Below are 12,259 nucleotides of genomic sequence, written 5' to 3'. Positions count from 1 at the left end.
CGCGACCGGGGTGCTCTCCGCGCGAGATCAGCGCCGTTCGCGGTCGGCGAGGAACTCGCCGGGCTTGGTCGACACGAACGCCGATCCGCTCTCGTCCAGCGACGCGGCGAGGCGATTCATGAGCTCGGCCGACTGACCGCGCCAGTGTCCGCTCTCGACGCGGTCCATGAGGGTCTCGATGCCGGCCGCGATCTCCGCCGGCGTGAAGTTGCAGTGCCCGACGTGGTCGACGAAGTACTGCCGCAGCAGCCTCTGGTCGCGCGCGGACTGAACGTCCTCCGCGTACTCCTGCTCGACCTGGACCGGCGCGAGCACGTCGTCGAGGGTGTGCAGCGACAGGACGGGCATCTCGAGGTCGCCGGTCAGCCCTGACGACGCACGCAGCGTCTCGACCGACCCCGGGTCGGCGACGACGTCCGCCGTCGCCGTCAGCGCGGCCAGGTCGGCGCGGAGGTCGAGGCCGGCCTGTCGGTACAGCTCCCGGACGAGGCCCCGGTCCGCCGACTGGGCGAAGAGCTTCTGGTAGTCGACTCCGACGTTCCACGTCGCATTGCCACCCGCGGTCGACTCGATGTCGAAGCGCCCCGGTGTGACGAACCCGATCGTGCCGACGAGCTGGGAGAAGAGCGCCTCCTGTGCGACGGCGGGGTCGGTGGGCGCGTCGGCCGCGACGACGCCGTCCGAGAGGTGGAACAGGGCCGCTGCCAGCGCCACGCGCGCACGACCCTCCGGCGTCTGCTGGCCCGCCTCCACCGCGGCGCTCAGCTGCGACGACGCGGCGAACGCGTCGTTCAGCGTCGCGTAGCCCTCGATGTCGATGTCCTGCGCCGGAGCCAGCAGCTGGTCGATCGCGTGCGCTCCGTCGAGCTGGTAGTTGTTGAGGTCGACGCCGCCCTCCATGAGCCCGCACGTGGGCATCGCGCCCTCGATGACGTCGCCCGCGGATTCCGCGATCCGACCGGTGACGAGGCCGCCCATGGAAGTGCCGTAGGCCAGGATGTGGTCGGGATCGAGGCCGGTCTGATCGAGCATCGCGTCGAGCGACTGCAGCTGGTCGTCGACCGCGGTCGGAACCGCCCAGCCGCTCGCGGCGTACGACGAGCCGACGAGCGCGTAGCCCTCCTCGAGCAGCAGCGCCTTCGTCGCATCGCTGGGCGCGACGGACGCCGGGTTGCCGGGGACGAACGAGGGGCGATAGCCGTGGCTGTACAGCAGCACGGTGCCGTTCCAGTCCGAGGGCACCGAGGCGAGCCAGGTCGTTCCGGTGGGCAGCGAACCGGAGTACTCCCCCGGGGTGGCGGCGACGGCGGCGGGGGCGACGAGACCGGCGGAGACCAGTGCGCCGGCGGCCACGGCTGCGACTCCGAGAATGCGTGTGCGAACGTGCGGGGACATGGGGATGGTCCTTCCGTTGTCATCATCGACAGTGGCTCCGGCGACGGCGACGGGGCTAGGACCATTATCAAGTTTCCTGATGGTGAGTCAATGGGTCAGTGCGACTCCTCGAGCGCGCGCCGGGCATCCTGCAGCCAGGTGCCCAGACGGACGCGCTCCGACGCCGACAGCCCCGCGAACGCCTCCGCCTCGATGCGGTCGACGTCGCTGCGGCACGCCGCGAGCAAAGCGACACCCGCAGGGGTGAGCGAGATCGTCATGCGCCGGCGGTTGTCCGTGTCGCGCACGCGCGCGATCAGGCCGGCGTCGCCGAGCGCACGCACGATCCCCTCCATCGCCTGCGCCGACACGAACGCGTGCCGGGCGAGCTGGGCGGAGCTCATTCCGGGATGCTGCTCCAGCACCGTGAGCGCCGTGTACTGGGTGACCGTGATGCCGTGGGGTCGGACGACCGCATCGAGGCGCCCCCGCACCGCCAGCTCGACCTGCTTGACCTGATAGAGGATGCGGGGCGCGTGCTCGGCCGTCATGCGGTCCCCGGGTCCGTCATGCGATGAAGCCTACGACGTGCGAGGTTCAAGCACGGTTAAGCCTGCTCGGCGAAGACCTCGCTCGCGATGCGGAAGGCGGTATTGGCCGCGGGAACGCCGCAGTAGACACCGGCCTGCAGGATCACTTCCTTGATCTCGTCGACCGTCAGCCCGTTGCGCAGGGCCGCGCGCAGGTGCATCGCCAGCTCTTCGTGGTGTCCGAGTGCGATGAGCGCCGTGAGCACCGCGACCGAGCGAGAGCGGCGGTCGAGACCCGGCCGCGACCAGACATCTCCCCACGCCACGCGGGTGATGAAGTCCTGGAAGTCGCCGGTGAGCGCGGTGGTGCCGGCGATGGCCCGGTCGACGTGCGCGTCCGAGAGCACCTCGCGGCGCACGACCATGCCTTGCTCGTAGCGCTCCTCGTCGGTGAGGCCCTCACCCGCGGGGCGGCTCATGCGGCCCGCTCCTGAGCGATGGCGTCGAAGAACTCGGTGAGCGCCGCGGCCGTCGCGACAGGATCGTCCACCGGGGGCAGGTGCGAGGCATCCGGGATGCCGAGGGCGCGACCCTGCTGCACGCCGTCCGCGATCTCGCGCGCGGATGCCTCAGGCGTGACGGCGTCGTGATGACCCCACACCGCGAGCACCGGCGTCTCGATCTCGGCCAGGCGGTCGCGCACGTCGAAGTCGGCGAGCGCCTCGCAGCACAGCGCGTAGCACTCGTCGTCGGCGTTCTGCAGCACGTGCAGCAGACGGCCGGTGAGGTCGGGGTCGCGCGCGATGGTGTCGGGTGCGAACCACCGCTGGGCGGATCCGACGACGAGGCTCGAGGTGCTCTGCGCCCGCACCTGCGCGGCACGGTCGTACCACCCCTGGGGGGTGCCGATCACGGCGCCGGAGGCGATGATCGCCGCCCCGCCGATGCGATCGCTGTGGCGCAGCAGCAGTTCGAGCCCGACGCAGCCGCCGAACGAGACGCCGGCGTAGTGGAACGGCCCTTCGACGGCCGCGGCGACGGCGTCGGCGAGATCTGCCGCCGTGAACGGGTCCGTCGTGGGCGCCGCGGCGCCGTGTCCGGGCAGGTCCCAGGCGACGACCCGGAAGCGCTCCGCAAGCAGCGGGATCACGCGCGACCACAGCAGCGTCGACGTTCCGATCGACGGACCGAGCACGAGCGTGGGAGCGTCGGTTCCTGAGCTGGTCGAAGGGCCGACGGGCGGGGTGACGGCGATGGCGGGGATGGTCACGCGTTCTCCTCCTGGTCCGAGAGCGGGGTTTGGGGCGCGTCGCGTGCTTTCGGGGCGTGCGCCGCGCGCCCCGAACGCACGTCGTGCGCCCCGAGCCGGGGACGGGCGTCCGCGCCGGACAGTCCGGACAGGGCGACCGCGTCGTCCACGAGCCGTCCGGCCAGGCCGGTGTAGTTCGCCGGGTCGATCAGGTCGGCGACGAACGCCTCGGGTGTCGACCCGTGCTCGGCGGCGAGCGCGGCGACCTCCGGCATGCCGGCCAGCGCCGACGCCAAGTGGTCGGCATCGAGACCGTCGCCGCCCGCAGCCGCGTCCGACACGAGGCGCGACACGGCCTCGGCACCCGCCACCGGGCCGAGCACGAGCGCCAGCCGCTCGGCCACGATGAGCCCGCGCGTCGCGGCGAGGTTGCGGGCGACGGCGTCCGTGTCGACGTGCAGGTCGGTGACGAGCGCGGCCGCGTGAGCCGTCGCGCCGAGGGCGAGACGCAGCAGCTCCCGGAGCGTCGGCCACTCCGCGTGCCACGCGCCGTCGGGCCGCTCATCGGCCGCGAGCGCCGACGCGACATGCAGCGTCGCCCCCAGCTGCGGTGCGCGCAGGGCGGCGGAGCGGATGAGGACGGATGCCGCGGGGTTGCGCTTCTGCGGCATCGCCGACGATCCCCCGCCCGACCCCTCGGCAAGCTCGGCGATCTCGGTGCGGCTGAGGGTCGCGACATCCGCCGCGATCTTGCCGACTGCGTCGATCGCCTGCACGAGCGCGTCGCCGAGCTCGGTGATGGGCCAGCGCGTGGTGTGCCAGGGTGCGTCGGGCACGGCGAGCCCGAGCTCGCCCGCGAACGCGGCGGGCAGGCCGGCGGCGGCATCAGGTCCGGCGATCTCGGTGAACGATGCGAGCGTCCCCGCGGCACCGCCCAGCTGTGCGGGCAGCTGCTGCTCCACGGCCTGGACGCGCTCCTTGGCACGCGTGACGCCGCGGAGCCACACTGCGGCGCGCAGGCCCACCGTGGTCGGCACCGCGTGCTGCGTGAGCGTCCGGGCGGCCGCCACCTCGTCGCGACGGGAGCGCGCGAGGGAGCGCAGCGAGACCTCGGTGTGCGCCAGCGCGGCGACCACCTTGCTGGTCGCGGTGCGAGCGAGCAGCATCAGGGCCGTGTCGACGATGTCCTGACTGGTCGCGCCCCGATGCACCCATGCGCGGGCGTCGTCCGACACTCGCTCCTTGAGCCGGCCGACGAGCGGGATCACGGGGTTCCCACCTGCCACGGATGCCGCCACCAGCGCGGTCGGATCGACGCCGTGGTCGCGGCATCCGCGCAATCCACCCCGCCAGCCGAACTCCGTCTCGATCTCGTCCACGGCGTCCGCGGGCGCGAGGCCGAGCTCGCCGTAAGCCCGGGCCAGCGCGACCTCGGCGGTCACCAGTGCGTCGAGGTACGCGGCATCCGTCACCGTCTCGTCGTGACCCACGGTCACCGGCGAGAGCAGGCCCTCATCGAGTGGGGGCCGGTCACGGTCAGAAGGCAAGGAACACGGTCTCCTTCTCGCCCTGCAGGTGGATGTCGTGGTGCAGGTGTCCGTTCGGCAGGCGCGTCGCGATGAGCGTAGCGCGCTCGTCGGCGTCGAGCGAGGACAGCAGCGGGTCCGCCGCGAGCAGGTCGTCGTGCTCGGGCAGGTAGATGCGGGTCACGAGCTTGTCGGGGAGTCCCCGCGCGAAGACGACGACCGAGTAGAACGGGGCACCGCCCTCGATCGGACCGGGGTTGCGCGTCCAGAACTCGTAGCGGCCGACGTCCGTCGTCGCGGCACGGCCGAAGCCCGTGAAGGAGTGGTCGTCACGGCGGAAGGCACCGTGCGCGCGCGGGATCTCGCCGTTCTCGTCGGCGCTCCAGATCTCGACGACGGCATCGGGGATCGGCGCACCGGCGCCGTCGAACACCGTCCCACCGAGCACGATCGCACCGGGGCTGTGCGGAAAGACGACCTCGTGCTTCTTCGGGTAGTCCAGGCCGAAGGCGAAGAACGGGCCGACCGTCTGCCCACCGGTGGCCTCGTGGGTCTTCGGGCCCAGGTCGCGCTTCACGCGCGCCCCACGCTGGTTGAGCTCGGCGGCCATCAGTGCTCTCCTTCTTCGGGCTCGAACCAGGTCGCGTCGGGGCCGTCGACCACGATGTCGAAGCGGTAGCCCATCGAGAACTCCGGCACCGAGAGATCGTGGTCGTACAGCCCGATGAGCCGGTCGCGGTCCTTCTGACGCCAGATGGTGTTGTAGATCGGGTCGAGCGGGAACAGCGGGTCGCCAGGGAAGTACATCTGCGTCACGAGGCGCTGCGTGAAGCCCGAGCCGAAGATCGAGAAGTGGATGTGCGCGGGACGCCACGCGTTCACATGGTTCTTCCACGGGTAGGCGCCGGGCTTGATCGTCGTGAACTTGTAGAACCCGTCGTCGTCGGTGACGATGCGGCCGGCCCCGGTGAAGTTCGGGTCGAGGGGGGCGGGATGCTGGTCGCGCTGGTGGATGTAGCGGCCGGCGGCGTTCGCCTGCCAGATCTCGACGAGCTGGTTCGCGACCGGGCGCCCCCATGAGTCGAGGACGCGGCCCTCGACGGTCATACGCTCACCCTGGGGCTCGCCGAGGTGCTGCAGCGTCAGGTCGGACTCGATGGCAGCGACATCCCGCTGGCCGAAGGCCGGCGACCACAGCTCGATCGTCTCGGGGTCGACGAGCTTCGGGTTCTTGGTCGGGTGGCGCAGCACGCTCGACCGGTACGGCGGGAAGTCGTGCAGGCTGATGTTCTGCCACTCCCCGGCCTCCTCGCGCCGGGCGGCGGCGGCGTGGTAGTCGACGATCTCCTGCGTGATCTCGTTCTGTGTCAGCTGGTCGGGCGAGGCGAGCAGCGACTCCGGCGCCGCTGCGTTCTGCTCGAGCACCACCGACGACGAGAACGCCTCCTCGCCCCGGGGATCGGGCTGGGTCGCGGTCATGAGGTCTCCTTCGACGACTCGGGTGGTCCCAGGTTCGCACCGCCGCGTTTCTCCTGCGTCGGCGATTCCCATCCAGTGGGAATGTCGGATGCCGCGGGCCGCGGCATCCGTCGCTTGTCGGGTTTGGGGCGCACCACGTGCGTTCGGGGCGCGCGGGGTCCGCCCCGAACGCACGGCATGCGCCCCAGACGCCGGGAGCCACACCGGCGCGGGACCGGTGGGACGACCCCGGCAGCGGGCCGCGGCATCCGTTCCCTTTCGGGTTTGGGGCGCACCACGTGCGTTCGGGGCGCGCGCCGTGCGCCCCGAACGCACGGCATGCGCCCCAAACGTGGGGAGACACACCGGCGCGGGACCGGTGGGACGACCCCGGCAGCGGGCCGCGGCATCCGTTCCGTTTCGGGTTTGGGGCGCACCGTGTGCGTTCGGGGCGTGTGCCGTGCGCCCCGAACGCACGGCATGCGCCCCAAACCCGGGGAGACAACGGGCACGCTGCACCAGCGACGCCGGCGCGGCGCCGAAGCGGCACCGGCCACTCGCTCAGCGACCCGGATCGGACGGATGCCGCGGCCTCCGGCATCCGTCGCCAGTTGGGTTTGGGGCGCGATGCGTGCGTTTGGGGCGCGCGCGGTGCGCCCCGAACGCACGGCATGCGCCCCAAACGCTGGGAGACATCGGCGCGGAAGGCCCGTGGCACGGACCCGGCAGCGGGCCCCGGCATCCGTCCCCCTCCGGGGTTTGGGGCGCATCACGTGCGTTCGGGGCGTGCGCCGTCCGCCCCGAACGCACGGCATGCGCCCCAAACCCGGAGAGACAACGGGCACGCGGGACCAGCGACGCCGGCGCGGAGGCGAAGCGGCACCGGCCACTCGCTCAGCGACCGGGATCGGACGGATGCCGCGGCCTCCGGCATCCGTCGCCTCAGGAGTGGCGGAGATCGCGGTGCAGCTCGGCAGCCGCCTGCACCACGAGCGGGCCGAGCCGTCGTTCGTCGGCGCGTTCGAGGTGCACGACGAGGCCGAGGGCGATGGCCGGGAGGCCCTCGACCCGCGGCAGCGCGGCCGCGACCGAGACGTTTCCGAGGGTCATCTCCTCCCGCGTCGTGGCGTAGCCGAGGGCGCGGGTGCGAGCGATGTCGGCGCGGAGTTCCGCCTCAGTCGTGATCGAGTGCACGGTCTCCCGCTCGAGCGGCGCACGGAAGTACTCCCGCAGCCAGACCTCGTCGCGCGTGGCGAGGAGGGCCTTGCCGACGCCGGTCACGTGCAGCGGCCCGCGACCGCCCATGCGGCTCAGGGTCGGGATGGACTGGCGGCCGGTAAGGCGCCCGACGTACAGCGCGCTCGTCGTCTCGGGCGTCGCGCCGTCGAGCACGGCGAGATGGACGTTCTCGCCCGTCGCCTCGTACAGCCGCACCATGTGGGGCAGCGCCGTCTCGCGCAGGCGCAGCGATAGCGGCGAGAGCTCGCCGAGCTCCCACAGGCGCGGGCCGATGGCGTACGTGTGACCCGGACCCCGCGTCAGCAAGCCCTCGGCCACGAGCGTCGCGAGCAGGCGGTGCAGCGTCGACGAGGCGAGCCCGGTGCGCGCCGCGAGCGTCGTCGCGGTAACGGCCGGCTCGTCGTCGGTGAAGCATCCGAGCACCCGCAGCGTGCGCTCGAGCACGCCCTCGCCGTCCGCCATGCCGCCTCCCCGACCGACGTTACTCCGGGACTCGCGGCGTCGTTCGAGCGAGCGGGGCGGTGGCGCCCAGCCCGGTCGTTGAGCGAGCGAGGAACGAGCGAGACGAAACCCGCCGTGGGCACTCGGATGGCAGAGTGGGCGCATGGCCAACTCGCCCTCCGGCGACTCGATGACCGACCGCATCGTGCGCGTGCTCGAGACTTTCACGGCCGAGCGCTCGATGCAGTCGGCCGCCGAGATCGGGCGACGCGCGGGACTCCCGTCCTCGACAGCGCACCGCATCGTCGACGAGCTCGTCGCCGCCGGCCTGCTCGAACGCGACGAGGACCGCCGCGTGCACCTCGGCCTGCGCCTGTGGGAGCTTGCCCTCCGTGGCTCGACGGCGCTCCGCCTGCGCCAGGCAGCGCTCCCGTACATGGAGCAGGTGCAGGCCCGCATCCGCGAGCACACGCAGCTGGCGGTGCTCGAGCAGGACGAGGCGCTCTTCCTCGAACGCCTCTCCCACCCCGACGCCGGCGCCAACATCACCCGCATCGCCGGCCGCCTGCCCCTGCACGCGTCGTCGTCGGGTCTCGTGCTCCTCGCCTACGCTCCCTCGTCGCTGCGCGAGCGCGTCCTGGCCGGGCCGTTGCGCGCTCTGGCGCCAGAGACGGTGACAGATGCCGCACGCCTGCGCCGCCTGCTCACCGAGGTGCGCCGCTCCGGGGTGGTGGTGGCGCCGGGTTCGATCGAGGCGGTCTCGACCGGCGTCGCCGTGCCGATCCGCGACGCCGGAGAGGTGGTCGCCGCACTCTCGGTGGTACTGCCGCGCGAGACCGATCCGGATGCCGCCGTCGCCGCCCTGCGCGACGCCGTCGCGGGCATCGAGGCCGCGCTTCGCGCCGACCGCCGCTGAGCCCGTCACCAGCGGAGGACGTGTGAGGAGCGGAGGACCAATTCCCCCGGTATCCCTCGTCCCCTCCTCACATCTCCTCCGCTCCTCACATCTCCTCCGCTCCTCACAGCTCCTCCCGTCCTCGCGGCGGATCGCCGCACCGGGCGCTCACCCGTCCCGTTCAACGGGAATCCGACCCAACGCCGGCGCCGCCGGGCCACACTGGGGCGCAGCATCCCACACCCCGGAACGTCGAAGGAGACGCTCATGTCCACGATCCGCACCCGCGTCGCCATCGTCGGGGCCGGACCCGCCGGCCTTCTGCTCTCGCACCTGCTGGGGATCGCCGGCATCGAGTCGATCGTCATCGACCAGCGCTCCCGCGACGAGATCGAGACCACGATCCGCGCCGGCATCCTCGAGCAGGGCACGGTCGAGGTGCTCGACTCCTCGGGGGCCTCCAGCCGTGTGCGCACGGTCGGCAACCGCCACGACGGCATCGAGCTCCGCTTCGCCGGCGCGGGTCACCGCATCGACTTCGCCGACCTCGTCGGACGCGGGGTCTGGCTGTATCCGCAGCACGAGGTGCTCAAGGACCTCATCGCCGTGCGCCTCGGCAAGGGCCAGGACCTCCGCTTCGGCGTGAGCGCGGTGCGCGTCGAGGACGCGGCATCCGATCGCCCCCGTCTCATCGCGACCGACGCCGACGGATCACCCCTCGAGATCGAGGCCGACTTCGTCGTCGGAGCCGACGGCTCACGCAGCGTCGTGCGCGAGGCCGTCACCGGCTCGCACACCGGAGGCTACTTCCGCGAGTATCCGTTCGCGTGGTTCGGCATCCTGTGCGAGGCGCCGCCGAGCGCCGAGGAGCTCATCTACAGCAACTCGCCGAACGGCTTCGCGCTCATCAGCCAGCGCAGCGCGACGGTGCAGCGCATGTACTTCCAGTGCGATCCGGATGCCGACCCCGGCGCCCTCAGCGAGGCGCAGCTGTGGGACGAACTCCAGTCGCGCGTGCCCGGCACGACGCTGAAGGAGGGGCCGATCTTCCAGCGCGACGTGCTGCGCTTCCGGAGCTTCGTCGCGCACCAGCTGCTCAACAACCGCGTCGCTCTCATCGGCGACGCCGCGCACACCGTGCCGCCGACCGGCGCGAAGGGCATGAACCTCGCCGTCGCCGACGTGCTGGTGCTCGAGCGGGCGCTCCGGGCGCTGCTGCTCGAGAACGACGACCGCCTGATCGAGGCGTTCCCCGAGAACGCGCTGCACCGCATCTGGAAGGCCCAGCACTTCTCGTGGTGGATGACCAACATGCTGCACGTGGCCCCTGACGCCTCCGACTTCGACCGCCTGCGCCAGCTCGGCGAGCTGCGCTCCGTCGTGGAGTCGGAGGCCGGCCGCCGCTTCCTCGCGGAGGCCTACACCGGCTGGCCGCTGGAGGGCCTCGCCTGACCCACGCCGCGGCCGGCTCCGGACACCGAGCACTGCCGCTGAACGGGAATGAACGGATGCCGCAGCCGCCGCCTGGGCTATAGTCCGAGCCCTATGGCCCCATCGTCGCGGACTGCACCGCCCGAGCCGTCGCGTACGGCGTCGGTCGCGATGCTGCTCGTGGCGGTGTGCCTCGTCGCAGCGAACATGCGGCCGGCGATCACGGGCCTGGGACCACTGCTGGACCAGATCGGCGCCGACACCGGCATGTCGGTCTCGGCGCTGGGTGTGCTCGCGGCTGTCCCGCTGGTCGCATGGGCGCTGTTCTCGCCGCTCGCGCACGACCTGAGCCGGCGGTTCGGGCAGCCGCGCGTGCTGATGTGGTCGCTCTTCGTCCTGTTGGCCGGCACGCTGGTGCGCTCGATCCCGGGGCCCGTCGTCAGCCTGTGGATCGGCACGGCGATCGTCGGCATCGGGATCGCGATCATCAACGTGCTGATGCCCGCCGTGGTGAAGCGCGACTTCCCGACGCGCGTCGCGGCGGTGACGGCGGCCTACACGGCGCTGCTGGCGGGACTCGGCGCCGTGTCGTCGGGCGTCGTGGTGCCGATCTCCCACATCCCCCTCGGCGGGGATCCCGCCGGCTGGCGGATCGCGCTCCTCGTGACGGGCGCCGCACTGCTGCCGTTCGCGATCGCCGGGTGGTGGTGGGCGCACCGGGGCGCGGAGCACGCCCATGTGCGGGCGTCCTCACCGCGGGGCCGCACGGGGATCTGGAGCGACCCGATCGCGTGGCTGGTCGCGGTCTACATGGGCCTTCAGGCATCCATGTTCTACATGTTCGTGACCTGGCTGGCACCGTTGTCGATGTCGATCGGCCGCACCGAGGTGGTGGCCGGCATCGACGTCATGGTCTACCAGCTGTTCTCGCTCGCCGGCTGCCTGCTGCTGCCGCTGATCCTGCGCGGCGGACTGGAGCGGTGGGCGCCCGCCCTCATCCCGTCCCTGGCGATCGTGGGTGTGGCGGGTCTCATGCTCGCGCCGAGCGCCCTGCTGTTGTGGGCATCGCTCATCGGACTCACCGGCGGCGCGACGCTGGCCATGTCGCTCACGCTGATGGCCCAGCGGGCCCGCGACCACGACGCGTCGGCAGCACTGTCGGGCATGTCGCAGTCGGTCGGCTACGTGATCGCCGCGCTCGGGCCGATCGCCTTCGGCGCCCTCCACAGCCTGACGGGCGACTGGATCGCCTCGCTCGCACTGGTGCTCGCGGTGCTCGCGGCCCTCACCGTGGTCGGGCTCTTCGCAGGACGCAACCGCTACGTCCTCGAGCGCCGCTGACCCCTCCGCCTCCGCAGCCCCGCCCGCGCGTTCGGGGTCACAGTTCGCGGCAACCACCGCAGCCCAGCCACGCTTCGCGCCCCCCTGAATGCCGGCCGCAGAAGTTCGGGGTCGCAACACGCGGCAACGAACCCCGCGTAGCCGTGCATCGCGTCACCCGAACGCGGGCGATAAGAACGAACCCGGCGCGCCCACCCCAGCGCGCGGCGGACCCGCTGGGGTTACTCCTCGGGGAAGGCCAGTGCGCGAAGCAGCGCGCCGAGGGTCTCGCGGTCGTCGGCACTGAGCTGACCGTGGACGCGCTCCTCGGCGGTGCGCGCGGACTCGCGGGCGATCGCGACGAGCGAGCGCCCGGCATCCGTCGCCACGACGACGTTCGCGCGGCGGTCCGAGGGATCCGGCCGGCGCTCCACGAGGCCGCGGGACTGCAGCTCGTCGACGAGGCTCACGACCTGGCTGGGGTCGAGACGGAGGAACTCGGCGAGCTCTCGCTGCGAAGGACGAGCGTCGCCCGACGCGAGCACGAGCACGGAGTACGACCGGGCCTTGAGCCCGTGCTCGGCGAGCGCGGCGTTACCGGCGGCGAGCGCGATGGCATTCGCGCGGGCCAGCAGGAAACTCACATCGTCGGTCAGCGCCGACGACCGGAGCCCCGAAGGTGCGACGGCGTCGGCGGGTTTCGGCATGGCCACGATGCTACTCGACTTCATAGACGAACGGAATGATTGACTTATTCAACGGTTAGGGCTTCAATGGACCCCGACACGAAGGAGTT

12 protein-coding genes are annotated in these 12,259 nt (G+C 72.1%); 3 read left to right on the top strand and 9 right to left on the bottom strand.

From position 1 onward, the window contains the following. Positions 1-27: 27 nt before the first annotated feature. The 8 genes from NCG93_RS14535 to NCG93_RS14500 form a co-directional block, all read right to left on the bottom strand. Positions 28-1,395 carry an alpha/beta hydrolase family protein gene (locus NCG93_RS14535; RefSeq protein ID WP_194412485.1) on the bottom strand — a complete coding sequence of 456 codons (1,368 nt, stop codon included), beginning with the start codon at positions 1,393-1,395 and terminating at the stop codon, positions 28-30. 95 nt (positions 1,396-1,490) lie between these two features. After that, positions 1,491-1,925: a MarR family winged helix-turn-helix transcriptional regulator gene (locus tag NCG93_RS14530; protein WP_194412484.1), complete on the bottom strand. Its 435-nt coding sequence runs from the start codon at positions 1,923-1,925 to the stop codon at positions 1,491-1,493. Between the two features lie 56 nt (positions 1,926-1,981). Further along, positions 1,982-2,383 (bottom strand): 4-carboxymuconolactone decarboxylase, encoded by a 402-nt coding sequence (gene pcaC / locus NCG93_RS14525; protein ID WP_194412483.1) that lies wholly within the window; start codon positions 2,381-2,383, stop codon positions 1,982-1,984. Beyond that, entirely contained in the window at positions 2,380-3,174 is a 795-nt protein-coding gene (locus NCG93_RS14520) for an alpha/beta fold hydrolase (RefSeq protein WP_194412482.1), read from the bottom strand. The genes pcaC and NCG93_RS14520 overlap by 4 nt, the downstream gene beginning before the upstream one ends. Continuing rightward, the gene (locus NCG93_RS14515; RefSeq protein ID WP_206687282.1) at positions 3,171-4,700 is read right to left on the bottom strand and encodes a lyase family protein; all 1,530 of its coding nucleotides are present in this window, start codon (positions 4,698-4,700) and stop codon (positions 3,171-3,173) included. Before NCG93_RS14515 ends, NCG93_RS14520 begins: the two co-directional genes overlap by 4 nt. Then, positions 4,690-5,289 (bottom strand): protocatechuate 3,4-dioxygenase subunit alpha, encoded by a 600-nt coding sequence (gene pcaG / locus NCG93_RS14510; RefSeq protein WP_194412481.1) that lies wholly within the window; start codon positions 5,287-5,289, stop codon positions 4,690-4,692. Before pcaG ends, NCG93_RS14515 begins: the two co-directional genes overlap by 11 nt. Beyond that, positions 5,289-6,158 carry a protocatechuate 3,4-dioxygenase subunit beta gene (pcaH, locus tag NCG93_RS14505; RefSeq protein ID WP_194412480.1) on the bottom strand — a complete coding sequence of 290 codons (870 nt, stop codon included), beginning with the start codon at positions 6,156-6,158 and terminating at the stop codon, positions 5,289-5,291. Before pcaH ends, pcaG begins: the two co-directional genes overlap by 1 nt. Positions 6,159-7,079: 921 nt before the next feature. Further along, positions 7,080-7,838 (bottom strand): IclR family transcriptional regulator, encoded by a 759-nt coding sequence (locus NCG93_RS14500; protein ID WP_194412479.1) that lies wholly within the window; start codon positions 7,836-7,838, stop codon positions 7,080-7,082. A 142-nt stretch (positions 7,839-7,980) separates the two neighbouring features. On the opposite strand from NCG93_RS14500, the gene NCG93_RS14495 reads away from it, so the two are divergent. The 3 genes from NCG93_RS14495 (at position 7,981) to NCG93_RS14485 (ending at position 11,484) form a co-directional block, all read left to right on the top strand. Next, positions 7,981-8,733, top strand: coding sequence for an IclR family transcriptional regulator (locus NCG93_RS14495; RefSeq protein WP_194412478.1), 753 nt, complete (start codon positions 7,981-7,983; stop codon positions 8,731-8,733). A gap of 246 nt (positions 8,734-8,979) precedes the next feature. After that, on the top strand, positions 8,980-10,164 hold the full coding sequence (locus NCG93_RS14490) for a 4-hydroxybenzoate 3-monooxygenase (protein WP_194412477.1): 1,185 nt from the start codon (positions 8,980-8,982) through the stop codon (positions 10,162-10,164). Between the two features lie 93 nt (positions 10,165-10,257). After that, complete coding sequence (locus NCG93_RS14485) at positions 10,258-11,484, top strand: MFS transporter (RefSeq protein ID WP_241741567.1); 1,227 nt, start codon at positions 10,258-10,260, stop codon at positions 11,482-11,484. A 221-nt stretch (positions 11,485-11,705) separates the two neighbouring features. On the opposite strand, the gene NCG93_RS14480 is transcribed toward NCG93_RS14485, so the two are convergent. Beyond that, the gene (locus tag NCG93_RS14480) at positions 11,706-12,170 is read right to left on the bottom strand and encodes a MarR family winged helix-turn-helix transcriptional regulator (protein WP_194412476.1); all 465 of its coding nucleotides are present in this window, start codon (positions 12,168-12,170) and stop codon (positions 11,706-11,708) included. Between the last annotated feature and the right edge of the window lie 89 nt (positions 12,171-12,259).

The organism is Microbacterium yannicii (genome assembly GCF_024055635.1).
GTDB lineage: Bacteria > Actinomycetota > Actinomycetes > Actinomycetales > Microbacteriaceae > Microbacterium > Microbacterium yannicii.
The sequence above is the reverse complement of the archived record's forward strand: the minus strand, read 5'-3'. Positions and strand labels throughout refer to the sequence as shown.